At 55.6% G+C, this 20846-nt stretch carries 26 protein-coding genes and 2 tRNA genes; 4 read left to right on the top strand and 24 right to left on the bottom strand.

What is annotated here, in order from left to right:
• Nucleotides 1–6 precede the first annotated feature (6 nt).
• Genes cmoA through WCY31_RS07280 form a run of 3 tightly spaced genes read right to left on the bottom strand, consistent with a single transcriptional unit; the run spans nt 7 to nt 2095 of the window.
• Nucleotides 7–717, bottom strand: coding sequence for a carboxy-S-adenosyl-L-methionine synthase CmoA (cmoA, locus tag WCY31_RS07270; RefSeq protein WP_345971888.1), 711 nt, complete (start codon nt 715–717; stop codon nt 7–9).
• A complete protein-coding gene (locus WCY31_RS07275; RefSeq protein ID WP_345969164.1) occupies nt 717–1061 on the bottom strand; it encodes a TraR/DksA C4-type zinc finger protein in 345 nt (114 codons plus the stop codon). The genes cmoA and WCY31_RS07275 overlap by 1 nt, the downstream gene beginning before the upstream one ends.
• Nucleotides 1058–2095, bottom strand: a complete 1038-nt coding sequence (locus tag WCY31_RS07280) for a bifunctional 3,4-dihydroxy-2-butanone 4-phosphate synthase/GTP cyclohydrolase II (RefSeq protein ID WP_345969165.1) — start codon at nt 2093–2095, stop codon at nt 1058–1060. Before WCY31_RS07280 ends, WCY31_RS07275 begins: the two co-directional genes overlap by 4 nt.
• A gap of 176 nt (nt 2096–2271) precedes the next feature.
• On the opposite strand from WCY31_RS07280, the gene WCY31_RS07285 reads away from it, so the two are divergent.
• Together WCY31_RS07285 and WCY31_RS07290 are read left to right on the top strand one after the other, a co-directional pair.
• Nucleotides 2272–2346 (top strand) — tRNA-Gln (locus WCY31_RS07285).
• A gap of 26 nt (nt 2347–2372) precedes the next feature.
• Nucleotides 2373–2449, top strand: a tRNA-Met gene (locus WCY31_RS07290).
• Between the two features lie 63 nt (nt 2450–2512).
• Here the strand turns inward: WCY31_RS07290 and WCY31_RS07295 are convergent.
• The 20 genes from WCY31_RS07295 to WCY31_RS07390 form a co-directional block, all read right to left on the bottom strand.
• On the bottom strand, nt 2513–2977 hold the full coding sequence (locus WCY31_RS07295) for a hypothetical protein (RefSeq protein ID WP_345969166.1): 465 nt from the start codon (nt 2975–2977) through the stop codon (nt 2513–2515).
• Nucleotides 2974–4365: a glycosyltransferase family 2 protein gene (locus WCY31_RS07300; protein ID WP_345971889.1), complete on the bottom strand. Its 1392-nt coding sequence runs from the start codon at nt 4363–4365 to the stop codon at nt 2974–2976. The genes WCY31_RS07295 and WCY31_RS07300 overlap by 4 nt, the downstream gene beginning before the upstream one ends.
• Nucleotides 4358–5488 (bottom strand): hypothetical protein, encoded by a 1131-nt coding sequence (locus WCY31_RS07305; RefSeq protein WP_345969168.1) that lies wholly within the window; start codon nt 5486–5488, stop codon nt 4358–4360. Before WCY31_RS07305 ends, WCY31_RS07300 begins: the two co-directional genes overlap by 8 nt.
• The gene (locus WCY31_RS07310; RefSeq protein ID WP_345971890.1) at nt 5488–7227 is read right to left on the bottom strand and encodes a YaiO family outer membrane beta-barrel protein; all 1740 of its coding nucleotides are present in this window, start codon (nt 7225–7227) and stop codon (nt 5488–5490) included. Before WCY31_RS07310 ends, WCY31_RS07305 begins: the two co-directional genes overlap by 1 nt.
• 387 nt (nt 7228–7614) lie before the next feature.
• Nucleotides 7615–8028 (bottom strand): ArsC/Spx/MgsR family protein, encoded by a 414-nt coding sequence (locus WCY31_RS07315; RefSeq protein ID WP_345969170.1) that lies wholly within the window; start codon nt 8026–8028, stop codon nt 7615–7617.
• A complete protein-coding gene (locus WCY31_RS07320) occupies nt 8025–8327 on the bottom strand; it encodes a hypothetical protein (protein ID WP_231018219.1) in 303 nt (100 codons plus the stop codon). The genes WCY31_RS07315 and WCY31_RS07320 overlap by 4 nt, the downstream gene beginning before the upstream one ends.
• A gap of 2 nt (nt 8328–8329) precedes the next feature.
• Complete coding sequence (locus WCY31_RS07325; protein ID WP_345971891.1) at nt 8330–9025, bottom strand: hypothetical protein; 696 nt, start codon at nt 9023–9025, stop codon at nt 8330–8332.
• Between the two features lie 109 nt (nt 9026–9134).
• Complete coding sequence (locus WCY31_RS07330) at nt 9135–10289, bottom strand: vWA domain-containing protein (RefSeq protein WP_345969172.1); 1155 nt, start codon at nt 10287–10289, stop codon at nt 9135–9137.
• Between the two features lie 63 nt (nt 10290–10352).
• Entirely contained in the window at nt 10353–11057 is a 705-nt protein-coding gene (locus WCY31_RS07335) for a DNA alkylation repair protein (RefSeq protein WP_345971892.1), read from the bottom strand.
• Nucleotides 11058–11097: 40 nt separating this feature from the next.
• Nucleotides 11098–11628 carry a hypothetical protein gene (locus tag WCY31_RS07340; protein ID WP_345971893.1) on the bottom strand — a complete coding sequence of 177 codons (531 nt, stop codon included), beginning with the start codon at nt 11626–11628 and terminating at the stop codon, nt 11098–11100.
• An 86-nt stretch (nt 11629–11714) separates the two neighbouring features.
• The gene (locus WCY31_RS07345; protein ID WP_345971894.1) at nt 11715–11915 is read right to left on the bottom strand and encodes a hypothetical protein; all 201 of its coding nucleotides are present in this window, start codon (nt 11913–11915) and stop codon (nt 11715–11717) included.
• Nucleotides 11916–11950: 35 nt separating this feature from the next.
• Nucleotides 11951–12778, bottom strand: coding sequence for a hypothetical protein (locus WCY31_RS07350; RefSeq protein ID WP_345971895.1), 828 nt, complete (start codon nt 12776–12778; stop codon nt 11951–11953).
• 337 nt (nt 12779–13115) lie between these two features.
• Nucleotides 13116–13316: a hypothetical protein gene (locus WCY31_RS07355; protein WP_345971896.1), complete on the bottom strand. Its 201-nt coding sequence runs from the start codon at nt 13314–13316 to the stop codon at nt 13116–13118.
• A gap of 99 nt (nt 13317–13415) precedes the next feature.
• The gene (locus tag WCY31_RS07360; RefSeq protein WP_231018229.1) at nt 13416–13556 is read right to left on the bottom strand and encodes a hypothetical protein; all 141 of its coding nucleotides are present in this window, start codon (nt 13554–13556) and stop codon (nt 13416–13418) included.
• Between the two features lie 133 nt (nt 13557–13689).
• Entirely contained in the window at nt 13690–14700 is a 1011-nt protein-coding gene (locus WCY31_RS07365; protein ID WP_345971897.1) for a MoxR family ATPase, read from the bottom strand.
• A gap of 53 nt (nt 14701–14753) precedes the next feature.
• The gene (locus WCY31_RS07370) at nt 14754–15098 is read right to left on the bottom strand and encodes a nitrogen fixation protein NifQ (RefSeq protein WP_345969179.1); all 345 of its coding nucleotides are present in this window, start codon (nt 15096–15098) and stop codon (nt 14754–14756) included.
• Between the two features lie 42 nt (nt 15099–15140).
• Nucleotides 15141–15449: a hypothetical protein gene (locus tag WCY31_RS07375; protein ID WP_345969180.1), complete on the bottom strand. Its 309-nt coding sequence runs from the start codon at nt 15447–15449 to the stop codon at nt 15141–15143.
• A gap of 37 nt (nt 15450–15486) precedes the next feature.
• Nucleotides 15487–16719 (bottom strand): nitroreductase family protein, encoded by a 1233-nt coding sequence (locus WCY31_RS07380; protein ID WP_345971898.1) that lies wholly within the window; start codon nt 16717–16719, stop codon nt 15487–15489.
• Nucleotides 16712–17146: an ankyrin repeat domain-containing protein gene (locus WCY31_RS07385; protein WP_345971900.1), complete on the bottom strand. Its 435-nt coding sequence runs from the start codon at nt 17144–17146 to the stop codon at nt 16712–16714. Before WCY31_RS07385 ends, WCY31_RS07380 begins: the two co-directional genes overlap by 8 nt.
• A 24-nt stretch (nt 17147–17170) precedes the next feature.
• On the bottom strand, nt 17171–17725 hold the full coding sequence (locus tag WCY31_RS07390; RefSeq protein WP_231018238.1) for a redoxin family protein: 555 nt from the start codon (nt 17723–17725) through the stop codon (nt 17171–17173).
• Between the two features lie 188 nt (nt 17726–17913).
• Between WCY31_RS07390 and nifA the strand changes: the two genes are divergently transcribed.
• Both nifA and WCY31_RS07400 read left to right on the top strand, forming a co-directional pair.
• Nucleotides 17914–19554 (top strand): nif-specific transcriptional activator NifA, encoded by a 1641-nt coding sequence (nifA, locus tag WCY31_RS07395; RefSeq protein WP_345971901.1) that lies wholly within the window; start codon nt 17914–17916, stop codon nt 19552–19554.
• A 29-nt stretch (nt 19555–19583) separates the two neighbouring features.
• Nucleotides 19584–19751, top strand: coding sequence for a hypothetical protein (locus WCY31_RS07400; protein ID WP_345971902.1), 168 nt, complete (start codon nt 19584–19586; stop codon nt 19749–19751).
• Between the two features lie 183 nt (nt 19752–19934).
• On the opposite strand, the gene WCY31_RS07405 is transcribed toward WCY31_RS07400, so the two are convergent.
• Nucleotides 19935–20804, bottom strand: a complete 870-nt coding sequence (locus WCY31_RS07405; protein WP_345971903.1) for an AraC family transcriptional regulator — start codon at nt 20802–20804, stop codon at nt 19935–19937.
• Between the last annotated feature and the right edge of the window lie 42 nt (nt 20805–20846).

Here is a 20846-nt window from a genome sequence, read left to right on the forward strand (position 1 = left end):
GCCCTCCTATTTTTTCAGCGCGATAAAGGTCGCGAAGTTGCCCCAGCGGAAGATCGTCTCGCAGTGGGCAAAGCCGCAGCGCGTCACCATCTCCCTGTTTTCCGCCTCGGTATAGGGGATGAGGACGTTCTCCAGCGCTTCGCGCTTCTGCATGATCTCGTACTCGCTGTACCCCTGCGCTTTTTTGAAGTCGTAATAGCCGTCGATCAGGAGCTTATTGAGGCGCTTGTCCTCGCTGACGACCTTTTCACTGAAGATGAAGACCCCGCCGGGATTGAGCGCGTCGAAAAGGCGCTGCACGAGCGTCTCGCGCACCGGCGGACGGATGAACTGCAAGGTGTAGTTCGTGATGAAAACATCGGCCGCCTCGTAGTCGAAGCGCATAATGTCGGCCTCTTCCAGCCTGATCTTCGAGCCGAAGACGGCGAGCTTGCGCCTGGCCTGTTCGAGCATGGAGGCGGCGTTGTCGATGCCGACGAGCTCGGCGCCGACATGAAGGTCCCGCTCGATGCTCAGCAGCGTCGAGGCGGTGGAGCAGCCCAGATCGTAGAGCCGTCCGCCCTCGGGAAGGTACGCCAGCGCGAAACGCTTCGTCAGCGCCATCGCCTCCTCGTAAAAGGGGACGGAGCGCTTGAGCATGTCGTCAAAGACCGCGGCGATCTGCTCATCGAACTCAAACTGCTTCTCGATCGGTTTGTTGAATACTTTGTCTTCCATTACTCTCCCCTCTCGTTGGCGCACGCCACGCAGAGCGTCGCTTCGGGCATCAGTGCCAGCCTCGCCGGCGCGATCGCTTCGTCACACGCTTCGCAAACCCCGAACGCTTCGGCATCGATGCGCGACAGTGCGTAGGCCAGACGGTTTTTGCGCCGCAGCGCCGCTTCATAAGCCTTGGCCGCGACCTCCTGCTCCCCCATCAGCTCCGAACGCGTCAGTTCCCCCAGGCAGCAGTCCGGGGCGATCGGCTCAAGCTGGGGTTCCAGCTGCGCGATCTCGTCGGCCGTCTTCGCCGCTGCCGCTTCAAGCGTCTGCCGCAGCGCCGCCTTCGCTTCCGTTGTCATTCATCGGCATCCAGGTGGATCACTTCGGCGACGTCCAGGCCGAAACCGCCCAGACCGACGAATGAAGGCGCATGGGCATCGGTGATGAGACGCATATGCTTCACGCCCAGGGACTTGAGGATCTGTGCACCGACACCGTACTCTTTCATGTTGCCCCCGGTTGCATCGGGGTTGTTGATGAAGACCAGGACCCCGCTGTTCTGCTTGAGGTACTCAATGCTCTCGATCAGGCGGCCGTACTTGGACTGGTTGAGCAGCAGGTCGAGGTCGGGGATGACGTTGTGCACCTTGACGTTGGCCGTTTCATTGACGTTGTAGAAGACGACGGCCGTATGGCGGTTCCCCTCGTGATCTACGAAATCGTGGCGTTTGGCCTTGACGCCGAAGAACTCGATGTCCGCCTCTTCCGTGCTGTGTACCAGGGTCTCGTTGGCCATGCGGTACTCGACGATGTCGGAGATATAGACAACCTGCAGCGCATGCTTCTCGGCGAAGATGTCGAGGTCGTCGCGGCGTGCCATCGTGCCGTCCTCTTTCATCACTTCGCAGATGACGGCCGACTCGCTCAGCCCCGCGAGGCGGCAGAGGTCGACGGAACCTTCCGTATGCCCCGTGCGTACCAGGGTACCGCCCTCTTTGGCGATGAGCGGGAAAATGTGCCCCGGGCGCGCCAGCTGCTCCGGGCGGCTGAGGGGATCGGCAAGGATGCGGATAGTGAGGTCGCGCTCGCCCGCGGAGATCCCCGTGGTCGCTTCCGTCGCATCGACGGAGACGGTAAAGGCCGTTTCGTGTGCCGAGGTGTTGGAGGTGACCATCGGCGTCAGCTCCAGCCGCTTGGCCGTCGCTTCGGAAAGGGCCACGCAGATGAGTCCCTTGGCGTGCGTCGCCATAAAGTTGACGTGCTCCGGCGTTGAGAAGACCGATGCGTAAACAAGGTCCCCCTCGTTCTCTCTGTCCTCGTCATCCATCATGATGACCATCTCGCCGCGCTTGATCGCTTCAATCGCTTTTTTTACCCGTTCGATCGGTGTCATTTCTCTCCCTAACAATGCTTCGGAATGCATACTTGTTTTGTGAAATCCGTATATAATAGTTGCAATTATAGCCAATAAAAATTTTTCGTAAATTTCTCCCAGAAACCCTTGACATTGCGGCATATATTGCCTATAATTTCGGCCTCAACTGACACAGAGCAGTTGGAAATGCGGACTGGGGTATCGCCAAGCGGTAAGGCACTTGGTTTTGGTCCAAGCATTCGGGGGTTCGAATCCCTCTACCCCATCCACTTGGATGACTCTTTTTTTTAACGATCGCGGGATAGAGCAGTTCGGTAGCTCGTCGGGCTCATAACCCGAAGGTCACAGGTTCAAATCCTGTTCCCGCAACCAATCGAAACCTTCAACTTAACCATCAAACTTTTTTTCCAAAACGAGCTCTTTTCTTTTCAGGTATTACTGTACGCTGCGCGCCGCCACGTCCCTGACCATTCGGCTGAAACCGGACGTCATGAAATAACCGTGCACGTAGGTCTTGATCTTTGAAGGCGCCAATGCCCCGGCCAGTTCCGGGGTCTCCGCATCGGGAAGCACGATGTATTCCATCCCCAGGCGCCGGCACGCCTCGGCTTCACTCAGTACCAGCTCCCGCACAAACGGCGTCTCCGGGTTCAAGACGGAAACCACGCGTCGTATCCCGTTGCGGCGCTGCAGCCGCTCCAACGCCGCCGGGTCAGGATAAGGGCCCGCGTAAAGATTCGTGCCGACGAAATAGACGCTCCCCTTAAAGGGCTGCAGCGGGTTGGCATATGCTTCGACTATGTCGAAATGGGTCAGCACCATCAGCAGGTAGTAGCTTAAAAACGTCAGCAGCAACAAAACGCGCACGCTCCAGAAGCGGAAGTTCTCAAACCATTTCAAATCGACTTCCTTTTGATCTGGCCCCAGGAGCGGTTAAAGAAGTTGAACGTGGCGAGGAACCCCTCCACTTTGAGAATCGGCCGGTAGAAGAACGGTTCCAGGAAACTCAGCACCAGCAGCCGATAGATATCCTTCAGCTTCGTGAAACGGCGCTTGACGAACATGTCTAAAGAGAGGGCGCCGATGTTGAGGACGGTTCCCCAGGTGAACTCCAGCAGGAAGAAAAGCACGAGCGCCTCCTTGTTCAGCAGGCCGAAAACATAAAGCGTGATGATAGAGACGAGGCCCAGGAACGTCACCAGCGGCGCGACTCCCTCGATCAACAGATAATAGGGCATCGCGAGCATTCCCACCCTGCCGTATTTCGGATTGAAGACCATATCCCGGTTGTAGTAAAGGGTTTCGATCAATCCCCGGTGCCAGCGGTTGCGCTGGCGCAGAAGCGATTTGTAGTCGGTGGGCACCTGCGTCCAGCACATCGTGTCGGGGAGGAAGCGGACGGTATGATCGATGCCGTGGTCGTAACAGTGGCGATGCATGCGCACGAGCAGATCGAAGTCCTCCCCCACCGTGTGGCGGTAACCGCCGATGGAGAGGACCATATCTTTGCGGAAAACGCCGAAAGCGCCGGAGATAATGAGCAGGGCGCCGAAACGTTCCCAGGCGATCCTGCCGGCCAGAAAGCCCCGGGTGTATTCGAGCACCTGGAAGGCCTCGATCTGCGTGTTCGGCACGGCCCGGCGCAGGACATGCTTCTCGACGACATCGCAGCCGTTCATCACGTTGACCCTGCCGCCGATGGCCACCAGCCTCCGGTCGAGGGAGAAAAGGACGATGCTCCTGAGAATCGCGTCGAACTCCAGCAGCGAGTCTGCGTCCACACTGCAAAAAAGCGGATACCGTGAGACGTTGATGCCGCAGTTGAGCGCATCCGCCTTCCCGCCGTTGCCTTTGTCGACGACGATCAGGTTCGGATAGTCCGGCGAGGTATAGGTCTGCCGGATCGCTTCGTGGGGGACGTTCAGGCGTACGGGAACGTTGCTCGGTTCCAGGGCGAACTCCTCCTTGAGGCGCGTCAGCGTGCCGTCGGTTGAGCCGTCATTGATGACGATGATCTCATACTCGGGGAAATGCAGCTTTAAAAAGGAGTGGACCGAGGCGGTGATCGTCTTCTCCTCGTTGAACGCCGGGACCAGGAGCGATATCGGACGGTAGTTGTTCGAGTTGATGATCCGGCTGACAATGACGTTCTTGGCCGAGAAAAAATAGCCCATGATCTGTTTGAGCGAGATCAGGATAAACACCGTCGTCGTCATGTTCGTCATCACCAGGAACAGCAGGTAAAGCACCTGAAGCAGCAGAAAAAGATAGATCAGATATTCATGCATTATCGTACTCCGCAACCGGGCAGAAGGCGTTGAGGCCGTCAAGGAAAAAGGCATCGTTGATTTTATCGGCGGCGTTGCGCGTGACGATCTCCAGGATCTCCGCGCGCCCGATGCCGTGTTGTTTACAGGTTTCGAAGATGTTCCGTCTGACATAGTAGTTTTCGTCGAAAAAGTAGACGTAGAGGAAGCTCAGCGCCTCGTTGCCGCAGAGGTCGAGCCCCGTCCGCGAGCAGACGATACGGGTCACGGGGGCGTGACTTTGATAATACGCCGCGATCACGTCGCACTCCATCGCCCCGATCTTGTGGAAACTTCGGATATAGGTGATGACGAACTGTTCATCTTCCCGGTAGCGCGCAAACAGCCTTTTGAGCAGCGGAGCGTACTCGGGGTTCTTCGTGTCCCCCATCGCCGCGACGACGCTGCGAACCATCACCATCGGCGCGGCGCGGAACAGCACCCCGTTCAAAAAGATCTCGAGCTCCCGGTACGGGACGTTCACGAGCGCCTGCATATAGACGAATTCGCTGAACTTCAGGCTGATCCCCCGGTTGTATGCCCCCTGCAGGACATCCGTGATGTGTTCAAGGTCTTCGTCCGTTTCGGCGAGCTTCGCAAAACCGTACACGGAGTAGACCATCATCTCGAACTCGGTATGTTTTTGGATCATCCGCTCGAAAAAAGATTTCAGACGCGGCGAATAGAGGAAGAGCATCTTCGTAAAAAAGAACTTCTTTTTCACCTCCGACCAGCTGGTGCGGTAACGGTGAAGCAGATAGGTGTCGACCTCCATCTCCATGGCAAGGTCGCGCGTCTTTCTCCGCTCCCCGACGGGGAGAAAACTGTTCACCTCGGTCAAGGCGTCGGCGAGCGCATAGTAATCGAGCCTGCCGTTCACCGCGAGTTCGTTCCGCCCCGATGCAAGGTAGCGGTTGATCTGCGGAACGTACTGCTCTTTGCGCAGCAGCACGATGTGCCGTCTGCGTTCGATGGAGTACTGCGAAACCGACAGGACGATGAGCAGAACGACCGCGCTCAGGAAGAACACGACCGTCACGTCCCAGACGAGCGGCAGCTTGTCCGTCAGAAACGTCAGCCATATCTGCAGAATATTTTCCGGCATTACCAGTACCTTTTGACGTAGACGCTCGCGCCCCGGCGATCGAATGTCGCGGTGTCTGAACGGTAATGGTCATAAAAGAGGGCCGCGCCCGCCATCCATTCCGGCGTCAGCCGGTAGCTCCCCTCCCCCCGGAACATGTCCGCGTCCGTATGGCTGAACACATTGCCGATGTCGACCTTTTCCGACGAGGAGGCCCGTGTATAGGAGAGCATGGCCTCCCAGCGGCAGGCGCTTTCGTATTTCAGCAGATTCAGCAGCGCGTAACTGCCGCTCTCGGGAATCCAGTAGAACTTCTGGTTCCAGGTGTAACGGTCGCCGAAATAGAGGGAGTACTCCGGCACCAGCAGATGCGTGTCGCTCTCTTTATAGTGGCTATAGACGTACCCCATGCCGAACTCAAAATGCCCAACCCCCTTGTAAAGGTGCCCGCCGAGGCTGTAACGGGGGAGGAAATCCGCGTCCGGCGCCGCGGAAATGGAGAGGTAGCCCCAGGTCCCGTTCCCGAAGGCACCATAAAGCTCTCCGCGCACATTCGTGTCGTAGAGGCCGTATCGCCAGACCCTTTCAGCCGTGGCGACAAGCACACTGCGCGCGATCGGCACTTCGACTCCGGCATAGACCCGCCCGTCGTCGTCCCTGTTGTCGCTGTAGCCGGCGAACTCCGCTCCCGCCTCGAACGCGTGGACCATGGTACGGCAGTAGAGCTGCGGGTAGGTCTTGCGGAACGTCACCAGCGCCTGCCCGTCCAATGCCGACACAGCGGCCCCCGCTTTGGATTTTTCATGCAGCCGCAGCAGCACCGTGACATAAAGCCGTGTCGTTTCCAGGTCTCCGGGCTGCTCCGCGACCAGCGTTTCAAGCAGCGCTTCGGCTTTCCCCGGCTCTCCCGCTTCCAGGTAGAGCGCCGCCAGTTTTTTCCCCGTTTCGCGATTCGCATTGAGTGTATAGCTTTGCTGCAGCCGTTCGGCGGCTTCGGCGTATTTGCCCTGCCAGCGCAGCAGGTCCGTCAGGATCGCCTCCGCCTCCGCACTCGCGGGGTAGCGCTCCAAAAGCGCGCGGTCGGCGGCTTCCGCTTTGGGCAACGCACCCAGCCTGATCAATGCGCGGACGCGCAGCAGCATGGCATCGTAGGCGTTCCTGACCGCTTCGGGTTCGCCGTCGATCAGTGCCGGGACCTCTGCTGGCGCCTCCTCCAGGAGTGCCTCGCCCTTCTCGAGAAGCAGGGTCGTTCGCACCTGCAGGTAGACTTTGTCGTTCCTGTAAACCGGGTCCAGCGACACAAGTCGCCCGAACTGCGTTGCCGCCTCCCCGGTGCGTCCCGACCAGAAGAGCAGCGTCGCGTACTGTTTCAACACGGCCCCGTCGCCGGGAAAGGCCTCGGCCAGCATGCGTGAGGCGTCGCAGGCCGCCGGCGCGCCCTGCGCGCGTGCCGTTTCATAAAGGTGGTCGATGAAGAGCTGCCTGATCCTGCCGGGATCGTCTTTCACGGTCTCAAAGTCACCGACGCCGAGCGCTACTGCCATCTGGCGGATGTCGGCGTCGCGGCTGCCGACAAGGCAGCGTACCGAGTACTCCCCCGGCTCCGCGTAGGTCACGCAGTAGGGCGCGAGACCGGCCGAGAGACGCGCCCTCGCCCCCTCCGCTTCCGATGCCGTTTCGAAATGACCGAGTCTTGCCGAGAATATCTCCGCCGACAGACAAACCGGCAGCAGAATCAACGGCAGAAAAGTGCGTTTCATGCTTTCTGACCACATTCTTTCATATTTTTATCATACACTGCATGATACGGTATGCTACCTAAAGTGTTGATTCTCCACGTTAAAAAACAATATTATTACGTTTCTTATACATCAACATTATTCAGCCACAGCACTTCACACAGATGAAACATAGACAGGAAACAGGGTGCGCCTGCAAAGAGGGTAGGAACGGTATAAAAGAAGAGAGGGAAATAGTTGCTTGCCAGGACGGCGGGACGTCCCGAAGCGATTAGAACTGTTTGGCGTAAACGGCAACGGCGATCAGACCGACATAGACCATTGCCATGAAGTTGAACTTCGTACGAAAATAGTTATCCAAAGCGTGCATCGTTTCTCCTTGTGCCTTGATTGTCACTCTTATTGCAATTATGGTTCCGGACAGGGTTCGCCGTTTTCGGAGGAGCAGCTGTTATCGATGGGGGTGCCCAGCGGCGTGTTGATGATTCCCTCGATTTTTGCCTGGTCGAAGCCGCACATGCGGTGGCCGTTGACGCTGATAAGGGGACGGCGGATGAGAATGGGGTCTTGCAGCAGCATGCTAAGGGCCGCTTCGGCGTTATAGGCCGTGGGGTCGACCCGCCCCTCTTTGACGGCGGGGGCGTTGGGGTTGAACCACTCGGCCACGGGACGCTCGTCCAGGTAGGTCTTCAGTTCTTCCGGGCTCATACTGAGCGCCAGCAGGTCCTGCACGATGAGCGTGCATCCCGCCTTGTAGAGCAGCTTCTTCTGGCGCGCGTTGGTCGCACACCCGGGTTTTTCGTAAAAGAGGACTAGCGTCATCCCAGCTCAACCATATCAATGGCTTTATCGGTAAGGCAGTAGGTCGTCGTACCGTCGTCGTCCTCGGTCATGCAGTGGTTCAGACACCCCGCATCCCACAGGGTTTCGATCGCTTCGTCGACAAGCTTCTGATCAAGCCCGAGGTAAAAGGCGATATCCTCGGCTTCGTAGACGCTGTAGTTCTCCTCGTCGGCGAGGTTGTAGATCGCCTTCATCACGCTGCGGAGAATCCGCGTCTTGCTAATCGGTTCGGACATATCCATACCAGTTTCGGACATCTCAACACTCTCTTCGGACATTTTTACTCCTTCAAAGCCGCTATCTGTTTTTGCAGTGCGATCCGCTGCAGCGGATGCAACTGCGTCTTTTCCACCCATGTCTCATACGCCTCGGTATAGTGCGCTTTAAGTAGAGGATGCAAATTCTGTGCCTGCTTGCTCAGCGTCTCCAGGTAGGCCTTCGCCTCGTCGTAACTGAACTTCTTGACCGGCTGCAGGCGGCGCTTTACCCCGTCGACCAGCTTGTCGTCCAGGTGCGCTTCGGCCATGCCCAGGAAGCTCGTCGCGGCCCCCAGGTCGGCGTAATGTTCGTTCCAGATACGGCCGTTGATGACCTGGTCGCAGGCCATGTCGATAAAGACCGGCGCGTACTGCAGCACCTGCACCAGTTCGGTAAAGTCGTTGTCGACCATGGCACGGAAGAGCATCCGGCTCCGGTTGCGCACCTTGACCCGCAACCGGTCGTTGGCAATGACGTCGGGGTGCAGACGGGTAAAGCGTTCGTACGCCCCCAGGCGCGAGTGGTTGAAGGCCATGATGGAGACCATGACGTTTTTGTCGCTGACCTGCTCCGGGTGCGAACCGGAGGGGCGGTAGAAGGCCCACTCCAGCCGCGCTTCGTCATCCTCATGGTAGAGGTAGAGCTCGTCGCCCCGCGTTTCGAAGTCCGGCTCATCCTTGAGGGCTTCGATCTCTTCCTTGTAACTCAGGTCGTACATATCTACTCCTCACGGCATCCGAACAAAGTCCGGATACCTGCGTTAACACTGGGTTTGCTTCGGCAGCAGGCCCGCGCATCCTTGATGCTTTTATACAACGCAAACCTCCTTACAGATCAAAGTAGAAGACGTCGCCGTAGGGCTCGAAACGCTTCATGTTGCGCTTCTCGCTCACCAGGAAAAGCGTCGGCAGGTGCGAGGCCTTTTCGATCTTGAAGAAGCCGTCGCTGAGCACCATCAGCGTCGCTGCCGCTTCGTCCGCGGTGTTGAGGTACTCCAGCACCGGTGCGAACTGCGTCCCGCCGTTGCCCTTCTCGAACGCGACCTCCGGTTTGAGCGCCTGGGCGTCGTAGGTGACGATCTTCTCTTTGTCGACCTCATCGTCAAAGGGAATTACCGTCACCTTGAAGTCGGTACTGAGTCGCAAAACCCCGTCGATGATGCCGAGGAACTTCGAGAAGGTATCTCGGCTGATACTCATGGAGCGGTCCAGCGCAATGTAGAGGTTGAGGCGATTGTTCTCCTGACGGTAGCCGGGCAGGTAGAGCTCCTGGTAGATGAAACGGCGGTTGGGCCGGGAGAAGTCGCTCTGCTTATCGAAGAAGCTCTCCGTCATATAAGTGTGCAAAAGCGTCGCCAGGTCGATCTTGGGGCGGGTGACTTCACGGATCACCTCCAGGAAGGAGGCCGGGATGTTCCCCTGCTTCTGGGCTGCTCCCATCGCCTGGACGATCAGCGCGTCGATATCTTCCATCGCCGCTTCGCTGTCGCCCTCGCTCTCTATAAGGTCCTGCTTCTGCTCCTGCGGGTTCTCGTCGTCGGGCGTACCTTCGCCCTCCGGGTTCTCCTGGTACAGCGTGTTGTAGACCTCTTCGACACTCTGGTCGCGGTACTTTTCCATCATCACTTCGTGCTCCGGCCGCTCGCCGACCCGCTCGAAGTCGTCGAGCAGCAGGTTGATGACGACGTCGCTGCTGCGGTTCCACGTCTTGTGGTCGCGCCCGCCCATGCGGAAGGGGTGCTTGAGCATGATGTGCAGCAGCGTATGCGCGTAAATGTACTTGAGCTGCTGTTCGGGGATGGTGTCGGCCATCGTCGTATCGACATAGATGGCCGTCCCGTCGGTCTCGAATGCTTCGTGGGGGTTCTTGCGGAAGCGCATGGGCAGGGAGAGTGCCAGCACGCTCAAAAACGGATGGTCAAATAGAAACTGGACGCGGATCTTCTCCAGCCGGCGCTGCAAATCGCTCTGTTCTTCTGGCATAGCCCTCTCTCTACCCTGGGTTTATACCGGAAAATATGCAATCGCTGTTCTATCAATCAGAGGCTACACCTCCCCCTTCAGGTAAGCCTTGCGCTCCGGTTCAGGAAACTTCTCGATGGCGTAGCGCAGCATCGTCCGCGGCATGGACTTGTAGCGGGAAGCAAGAAACGCCCGCTCTCTGTCAGGGTCGCGGTTGCCCACTTCCCGCAGCATCCAGCCGACGGCCTTGTGGATAAGGTCATGGGTGTCTGCGAGCAGCAGTTCAGCAATCTCCAGCGCCGTATCGAACCTGCCTTTGCGGATAAAGTAGAACGTCGCCATGATCGCGATGCGGCGCTCCCACAAGCTCTCTGATCGGGCGAACGTATAGAGGATCGCTTTGTCCCTTGCTATCAGGTACTCACCGACAATGTAAGGCGCGGAGCTGTCGACGAGGTCCCAGTTGTTGATGGAGGCGGTATTGGCCATGTAGCAGTTGTAAACCGCCTCCTTCTCCGCCGCATCCCCGCGCTCGTACTTCGCGACCATCAGCAAGAGTGCGAAGAGACGCTCTTCATGATAGGGAGAGTGCAGCAGCTTCTTGACCTCTGGCAGCGGCGCCGCACGGAACGCGGCTACCTGCTTGCGCAGTACGGGAACGCGGACACCTAAGAACCTGTCCCCCGCTCCGTACTCCCCCTCGCCCGTTTTGAAAAAACGCTGCGAATGCTCGGCGATATCGGGGTCGCCAAGATTCTTTAGTGTTTCGCTAATCGTTTCTGATGTCATTCTGCAGGCTTCTGGCGACTACACTGAAAGATCATGGATTTTACCTCGGCTTGTTGATCGGCTCAACTTCGTTGTCATAGACTTCATCTTTGTGACGAATCCAAATCATGATAAATATTGCAACAATTCCGGCTATATAAAATACTATGTTCGGTATAGCATATTTTTGATACTCTGCTTGCTCTCTATAGTATTCAGCATAATCATCTCTAAGCAGCCAATCGCGAATTTGGATCTGATAAATAATTTTACGTTTTCCAAAAATACCTTTTAGAACTTGGTACCATACTTTAGCATTTTGATTGACCATAGCCTTTCGGTCCAGCCCTGATAAAGCGACACCGAACTTTTCATTATTAAAGACCAGCGAGCGAAACTTGCCAGTATAGACAGCTTGGATAACCCCATGCGAAGAGTGCATCTCTTCAAGCTTCAATAGTGGATTCAAAATATACCTTTCCCACTGGAAATAGGCAGTGACTAAAAATATCAAAGACAAGACATACAAATACCGAGAAATTCTACTTTTTGGCGCTTTCTGAATATATACTCTATAAAACTTAGTCAGCATGCATATCCCATATATGACGTTTAAAATGAGCAATCAAAAAGCAGCCCGCGGGTTTTTGATTGGTCTCCTCTGATTTGTTATATTCTTCAAAGCCATCTATTCTCATCTTTGTTTTTTCCTCTTGAGATTAGTAGTAAAATGCCTAGAGCAGTCAATATCAAGCCGAATAGAATGTTGAAATTCATGTAAGAAAAATCCGTTGTTCCTCCTCTTGCTGTAAACTGCGGGTTTGCAATAACAAATATTCCAAGCGCAATAAGACTAATAGCGCCTATTGTTTTTTCCATTTAACTTTCCGTAATATAACGTTTAAAATGAGCAATCAAAAAGCCGCCCGCGGGTTTTTGATTGGTCTCCTCTGATTTGTTATATCTATTGGATTCTCGTATGGTGCCATTTTCAAATCGCTCAGGTCAATTTCTTCTTCATTGTATGATTTTCTTTTTGGAAAAAAGAGAGCTTTATCATAGGGTGTCACGTTTCTTGGATAGCACTGCCTAGAATCAAAAGAAAAAACATTTATAAGAGCTTTTGACTCATTGTTTCCGACATCTTGTGCAAGGTAGTAATAATTGTCGGAAAAACCTTTTGCTTGTGCCAAATAAAAACCGATGATTTTATATTCTTCTCCATTAGGTACATAAGAAAGAATCCATGGGCTACGTTCAAGATCCTTATCAAGGATTTCGAGAGTATTATGTGTCAAAAAATATGCACTGCGAGGTAACATCCCATCTTTGTTGGATATTAGTACCATTTTCTCTTTTGTTTTGAAAGTCACATTTTCACAAGGGAAAGCATGATATTTATAGAGTTTAAGATAAGTACCATTCCATATAAGTAAGATAGGAAGTGACATCCATGTCAATATGGCAAACGGAAAGATAAAGATAATTAAACCCAAGCCCTTTTTGAGAAGTGACTTTTCTTTTTCCATTTGAGGATCAGTTTTTTTATTTATAGTCTTAACAAATCCAACACCAAAAAATATCATACCTGCAGTTATCGCTAACAATTTCCCTGTGTTTGGCTCAATCGCACCTCCCCATGCAACAAAAAGCGAAAAGAAATAAATTCCCCATGACACTAAAACTGCAGTAGCTACAAGCCAAATTATTTTCAAAAACTTTTTGATATTTTCTCCTTGCATGTTTGATAGCTGGATTCTAGACTATTGATAATTCGATATAACGGCCGGGCTTAGCGAGTGACTCCTGCCATTTGTTGGTCGTAGCGAAGCGGAGACCGGCAGATGGCAAGGTGGCACGTTCAGTGCTCAGCGCGGACGTTGCTCGTTTCCGCAAGCGGGAACGAGCAACTCTTTATTCAACGTACAAAATGTTCAATTATCTATTGAAAAATCGTATTAATCATACATTGCGTATATTGATGCGAATCAATATACCACCTATCGACTTAACACAAAACAAAACTATTTAATACAGAAAAAGAGGAGTGGGACGAAGGGAAACGTCCCGGGAAAGAACTTAGTGCCGATACTCTTTATGATGCCCGTAGGTGTGGCCATGACCGTTGCTGCGTTTATAGACGGTACGGCCCTCTTCGTAATAGCCTGACGGGTAACCGGACTCATAATAGATGACCGGTTCACCTCTGTAAGCGTACGGCGCACGAATGACGCAGCCGGTAAAAAGCAGTGGGATGAGTGCAAGCAGAATGTATCGCATCTTCTATCCTTTAATTGTTAGATAGAAGAAGCATAGAAAAAAATCGTGAGTAGATCGTGACGCGGTTAGCCCTCACAGGCTAATCAATGCCGCATTTTTTCAGTACCGGTGTCCCCGATGGTAGCCGCCGTACGGATAGATGTCATAGTAGATAACCGGGCCGTGGTGATGCGGCCCCGGGACCCGGACGACACAGCCGCTGAAAAGCAGTGCAATAAGCAGTATGAACAGGTATCGCATCGTTTATCCTTTTGTCGTTCTTTTCAGAAAGCATAGGAAAATTTCATGAGTCGTTTGTGAGGGAGAAGTGCTGCCCCGGAGCAACCGGGCGTAGCGGTTAGAGAGGAGAGGTCTGCTCTATCAAGCGGACCTTTTAAAGGATGTACTCCCCGTACTTCGCCAGCCAGGCGTCGAAGGCGCCGTGGGTCGCGATGGATTCGTCCTTGACGATGACGTCCTTGACGAGCATGACGCCGAACTCCGTCGGGAGGGTTTCGCTGTAAGCAAAGAGGTGGTCTTTATGCGTGTCGGAACCGTTGTAGTACTCGACGAGCGCGGAAACGAGCGCGTACAGCAGTGCCGGCTGGTTCTCGATCTCGGGGTAGTGCCCCTCGTAGATCGCGGCGACATCCGGCAGCTCCTCGTAGACCTTGACGTAGGAGACGAACTCGATGCCGGCGGCGTAGCCGATGGTGCCGTAGATGACAGGGGCGATCTTGCCGATGTCCATGTTGGACTTCAGGATGTTCGAGAGCATGTGGTAACTGCGCGGCGTCGCAAACGCCGGGTTGGCGTCGTCTTCAACAACCGGTTCGGTCGAGAGCAAGTCCGGGCGGAAGCCCAGGAAACCGATGACGAAGTGGTGCAGTTTCGATTTCAGCGCGAAGAGCTTGAAGTCGTCGAAGCGGGCCTGAACGTGCAGGTGTACCATCCGGTTGGCCAGCGGTGTGGGCAGGCGGAAGACGACCCCGCGGTCGCTGACGCGGTTCCCCGCGCAGATGATCCGCCACCCTGCGGGCAGGTCGTACTCGCCCATGCGGCGGTTGAGCACCAGCTGGTAGATGGCCGCCTGTACCGACGGCGGCGCGGAGTTGAGCTCGTCGAGGAACAAAATCCCCTCGGAATCGGGATCTTTCGGAAAAAAGACCGGCGGCATCCAGACCGTCTGCTCGTCGCGGATCGCCGGGACGCCCCGGAGATCGACCGGGTCCATCTGCGAGAGGCGCACGTCGACGAGCTCCAGTTTATTCTTTTCCGCAACATCGGCAACAATGTAGGATTTGCCGATGCCCGGGCTGCCGTGAATGAACAGAGGGGTATCTGTCTTAATCAGTGTATCGATATGGTCGTAAAGTTCCGTGGTCGAGATCGAGGGTGTTGTCATTGAAGGGTAGCGTTCCTTTCGTGGGGGTGGTTAAAGTCGTGTGCCTGAAAACGTCAGGCACTCAGCTCTTTGACCATGCATTTGAAGCAGGTGAGCTGATCATCGCAGGTGGCGCAGGCCGGGGCGATGGAGCCGACCCGGTCATAGATGTATTTTTTCCAAAGCTTCTCTTTGGGTTTCTCCTCCGCCAACTTCGGGAAGTTCTTTTTCATGAACTGGCCCATCTCCGTACGGCTGTTGAAGCCCATGTCCTCGTAGAGGTGGTCCATCAGCAGCGATTTCTGCGCGACCAGGGGTGCCAGGACCGTTTTGGCGTAGTAGTTGACCGCATACGCGGCGAGGAGTGTCTTGACGTCTTCATACATTTTGACATGTTCAGGCGGCATGATGGCTGTCATGGAGTCTCCTTGAATATAACTCATCAACATGCAAGTACCGTTCTACTGTCTGCCGTAGAGCAGGTAGAGATAGTCGTGAATGTCGCTGAGGAAGAAGCGGCGGTTGTCCCGCTCCTCGAAATGCCCGACCCAGCCCGGGTCCCCCTCCGCCGTCATCTTGCTCGGATGGACGAACTCGTTATAGGGGAGCGTCGCCTTGAGCGGACCGCAGTCGTTGATGGCGTCGACGACCGCTTCAAAAATCGCGTCGAGCGTTTCGTCGTCCGCTGTGAGGTACAGATTCCCGTCTTTCTGGTAAAAGCGGTAGATGTTCAGGATCTTCTGTGCTTCGGCACTGTGTGCTTTGTTCATTTTCTTGACATTCATAGCAAGGGCACCTCCATATACCCTAACGTTCCAGACCGAAGACGCCGACATAGAGTATGTCTTCCGGCGTCTCCAAAAAGGTCTGCAGTTTCTTATCGTAAAAGGCGCCTATGGCCGTGTACCCCACCCCGCGCGCGGCGGCTTCCAATGAGAGGCCGTGCGCAAAGGCGGCCGAGGCCATCTGCAGGTCCGCACTGTACTTGGGCGTGCTCAGGACCATGACGATCTCCGCGTTTGAGACGAAACGCTGATCGACCAGCATCCCGGCGATGGGCTCGGCAAAGTCGCCCGTCTTTATCCGTTTGCCCCCGCGGTAGACACCGGCAGGGGTCTGATCATCCCGGAGCACGATCGCGTAGGCGTTCATCCACTCCGGCGTTCGCGTGAGCGTATGCATAATGCGTTCAAATGCATCCGCCGGCATCGTCTTCCCGGCGAAAACCCGGGCGGAGCGGCGGGCACGCTGCAGGGCCTCGTCGGCGCTGCCGCTCATGCGCGGCGGCAGGGTCGTGCCGACGGGATGGTGCTGCACGATCCAGCCGGGAACGACCCCGTCGCTCTCGTCGTAGTCCGTGGGTGCCACCTGCATCAGGGGCGTTTTCGGCAGCTTGACGGGTTTCTCCCCCGCCTTTCCTACGGCCATGGCCGCGCAGACGAACTCCTGCTGCCCGAACCCCATCATGTGGTTCAGCGCCGAGAAATCCGCCTCGCCCAGCAGCGTCGTGTCAAGCCCGTACGCTTCCATTGCGGCGCAGAGCGCGCCGATCTGGTGACCGGCATCCATGTAGCAGTAGCGCCAGGCGCGGTGACCGTACTTCCATTCGGAACGGAACGGGACGACGCTGACGACAAAAAGGAACCCGTCAAAGCGCGTTTCCATCCCGACGAAGTGCTCCAGGCCCTCCGCGCCGCATTCGCGGATAAGGACCATCTCCTCTTTGAGGGCGTCCAGGTGATACGTGCCGCTCAGTACCCCTTTGACCCCCCGAACCTGCACATAGAGCTCCACGGGGTGGAGATTGCCGGCAGAGGGGGTATTGAGGCGCAGGTAGGGTTTGCCACCGACGTTACCCTCAAAGGTGATGCAGCGCGAAAGCGCCAGCGGGGCGAGCTCTTCATGGGCGTCGAAACCGATGCGGTAGAGAAACTCCGGGTACTGTTTGAAAAGGGAGGGCTGCGAAGCCCAGTCGATGTAGCCGCCGGAACGGGCGACACGCAGCGGCGTCAGCGCCGTGGCATCATACAGCTCACGCATAGCGCAGCTGATTGAGAACGTCCCGGTTGACGGCGAAATCGATGGCGCAATAGCCGTCCATGTTCTGCATGGATTTGTCGGCGCCGAGGGAGAGAAGCGATTTAACGCTATTAAGACGGGAAGCAGAGACGGCGTACATCAGCGGTGTTTCGCCGTTCTCGTTGATGTCGTCAATGTCCGCGCCGGCAGCGAAAAGGCGGGCAATGATCGCGGCACTGTCGGCATAACAGGCGTTGAAAATGACGCCGTTAAAGTCGTAGTTGACCGCATAGAGGTCCACGCCCGCTTCCAGCAGGCGCTCGACCATCATATCGTTACCCTCAAGCGCCGCCTGCAGCAGCGGAGTATTACCGTTAAAGGCCCGGGATTCCAGGTCGCTGGGGTCAAATCCGCGTGCCAGCAGCCACGCAATATAGTTCTCTGCCATGACGAACTCCTTAGTTAGAAGGGCTTAGACGCTCATCCACTCTTCGTGAGAATGGCCGTGACCGGTCTTCTTCTCGTTGACCAGTTTGTCAACGGCTTCGATACAGGCGTCGTAATTGACTTCGTCAACGATCTCGGGAACGATCTCGCGGTAGGCGACGAGGCCGTCACGGTCAATGACGTAGACGGCGCGGGCCATACGGTCTTTGAGTTTGCCTTCGCTGATCAACAGGCCGTATTTTTTCGCAAAGTTGCGGTCCGGGTCAACAACAAGTTCCGCAGCATCGATGGACTCTTTCTCGGCGAAGTCTTTGACAAAGTCAAGATCGTCCGTCGTCACCATGACGGCGTTGAGCTTTTTGAAGGTTTTGAGAAGATCATTGAACTTCTTTGCGCCGAGGGAACACACTTCCGTCTTCAGCGAAGGAATAGCGATGAGCAACTGGGTATTGGGAGCGATCATACCAATGACGTTCTGTGAACCGTCAAGTTTCGTAATGCGTGCCGCCGGGGCTTCTCCGCCCAGAGTGGGCTGCTTTCCGATAAGGGGGGTCGGGGTGCCGTGTACCGTAATTTCCATAACATATCCTCTGTGAGATTTTCGCTAACAATGCAAAAAACGTTCTTGTGAAATTCCCATAGGTGCCTATTTTTTATACTACATATTTGTCGCATTTTGGTGTAGGCATGGACTATAATAACGACTGAATCTAGGTTCAACCAGGCGATTGAAACCGCTATAAACTGTAGTAAGAAAGAAAAAACGTAATGATGTATGACTCCCCCGTGATCCCCGACAGGCCCGAATGTAAGACCTGTTCGTTGACCTTTGCCTACAAAGAGATCGAACTGCTTTACGAAATCGCGGTCATCCTGGCCAGTTCGACGGACATCAAGGAGACGATTGAACAGGGCATGCGCCTGCTCAAGCGTCACAACTACCTGGAACGCTGTGCACTTTTCCTGCTCAATGAAGAAGATGTCCTGGACCTGTACGCTTCGATCGACCTTACCGAACAGCAGCGCCTGATGGCGACCTACAAACTCGGCGAAGGCGCGACGGGTCTGGCAGCACAGGGCGGCGAACCGGTCGTGATCGAAAATATCCACAACAGTATCGACTACCTCAATAAAATGGGTATCGTCAACAGCAAATCCGTCTCCTACGTCGCCGTACCGGTCATCCAGGACGATGCCGTCACCGGCGTCATCTCCGCCAACCTCGGCCCCAACGCGCCGCTGAACTTCGACGAGATCGTTCGCATGCTCACCATCGTCGGTTCCCTCTTTAGCGGAACGCTCGCCATCCAGCAGCGCTACCTCAAGGAGAAAGAGGAGCTCAACCAGCTCAAGATGTACTATAAAGAGGAGATGCTCAGCGAGCACCGCTTCGAGAACATCATCGGGCGCAGTACGAAGATGCGCCAGATCTTCAGCATGCTCGAGACCGTCGCCCCGACGGACGCGACGATCCTTGTACGCGGCGAGACGGGTACAGGTAAGGAGCTGATCGCGACGGCCGTGCACAACCTCAGCCAGCGCAAGAACGGTCCCTTCATCAAGCTTAACTGCGCCGCCATCAGCGAGACCCTGCTCGAATCCGAACTCTTCGGTCATGAGAAAGGCGCCTTTACCGACGCCAAAGAGATGCGCAAAGGACGCTTCGAGCTGGCCGACGGCGGCACCCTCTTCCTCGACGAGATCGGCGACATCACCCCGGCCCTGCAGGTCAAACTGCTCCGTATCCTCCAGGAGCAGGAGTTCGAACGCGTCGGCGGTACAAAGACGATCAAGACCAACGTCCGCCTTGTCGCGGCGACGAACCGGAACCTCGAGGATATGGTCAAAAAAGCAGAGTTCCGCGAGGACCTCTACTACCGCCTCAACGTCATTCCGCTGAACCTGCCGCCGCTGCGCGAGCGCTACGAAGACGTCAAACTGCTCGTCGAACACTACATGAAGAAGTTCATGAAAGAGCACAACAAGAGCATGGTCCTCTCCAAGGCGGCACTGGAGCTGCTGCTCGACTACCCCTGGCCGGGCAATATCCGGGAACTGCAAAATACGATGGAGCGCCTCGTGCTGATCTGCCCCGAGGGCGAAGTCCAGCCGGAGATGCTCAACCACGTTCTGCCGTTCAATTACCAGAAGCTCTACAACCCCTCCACGCCGGAGCCGGCACCGCAGCCCGCGCCGGCAGCCCCTGTCGCCCCGCCGCCGATCGAGGAGGCGCCGGCCAACGCCGAATCGCACCCGGTCACCAAGGCGACCCTCCAGGAGCTGGAAAAAGAGTCCATCATCCAGGCCCTGATCGAGAACCGCGGTATCCAGACCAAAGCGGCGGCCCAGCTGGGCATGACGCCGCGCCAGATCGGCTACAAGATCAAGAAGTACGGCATCGACATCTAGATGCCCCACCCCAACCAAGGAGCATAATCATGGCACACGCGACATCAGACAACCCGAGCGTTTCACCCGCCATCGGCACCACATACGACACCTGGTTTCTCGGACGCAAAAAAGAGGCCTGCGCCAAGAGCAGCAAAGGCGTCGCAGCCGTCTGCCGCGAAGTGAAACCGAGCTGGTTCCTCGGGCGCAAACAGTAGTCTGGCAGCGCTCAAAAAACCTGGAACGCCGTTTGCATTCTCCTTCATACCAAGGAGTAATAAATGGCAATGCACTACTATCATAAACAGCTTCTCGCGCTGCGCAACCGTCTCGCCTGCAATGGCTGCGGTGCGACCATGGCGTTTTACAGCGCCCCCGCCGCCCTCATCTACGGGGTGTGATCAGTACCGAATCGAGATATAGAAACTGAGATCGAAGGTGCCGTCCTCCGAAAGGAAGTTGTTCTTCCGGTAGACGGCATAAGAGGGCTTCGTCGTCGTTTCATACTCGCTGCGCGGCAGCCAGACGTGGTAGACCCAGTGGATGAACCGCAGAAAATCCTCATGGCGCCCCTGCAGGTCGAAACGGGCATAGATCCCCGACGCGATCTTGAACTTTGGCAGGCGGTCGCTCTGGACTTGCTCGTCCGTCTCGATACAGGCGATATAGCGGCACTCCTCCAGCGGCGTCACCGTCGGGTTGTCGTGAAAGAGCGCGATCTGGCGGTACTCCGATAGATTGTTGTCCAGCACCCAGGTCTGCAGTTTCTGCCAGGTCGGCTTGATCATGCTGTCATACCCTTTGTGCCGGATATAGTAACTCTCCAGCTCCGGCCGCTTTTCGATGATGGGCTCCATGCCGTCAAATTCGGAGAGCTTCGCCGTCTCTATTCCCGCCCGTCGGAGCAGACGGTCGGAATAGGTTTTATACCCCCCTTCCCGCCACCGTTTCGGGCTCTTTCCAAACCGCATCTTGAACGCCTTGATAAACGATGAATGCGAGCTGTAACCGCACAGGGACGCCACCTCGGAGATCGTCGAATAGCGGTTGGTGATCAGCAGGCTCGAGGCTTTCTGCAGCCGGATCGACTTGATGCTTTCATAGATGTTCTGGCCGAACATCTCCTTGAAAATCCGGTGCATATGGAACTTGCTGATCTTTAGATCGCGGCTGAGTTCCTCCAGGTCGATATGGGTCTCGATATGGGTGTAGATGTAGTAGAGGATATCGTTGGCGATCTTCGTATGCCGCTGCAGCGTCTCTTTTCTCATGCCTACATTATAGCAATAATAGACAATTTTTCTATCAATTAA

The organism is Sulfurimonas sp. HSL3-1 (genome assembly GCF_039645995.1).
In the GTDB taxonomy this organism is placed as follows: domain Bacteria; phylum Campylobacterota; class Campylobacteria; order Campylobacterales; family Sulfurimonadaceae; genus Thiomicrolovo; species Thiomicrolovo diazotrophicus.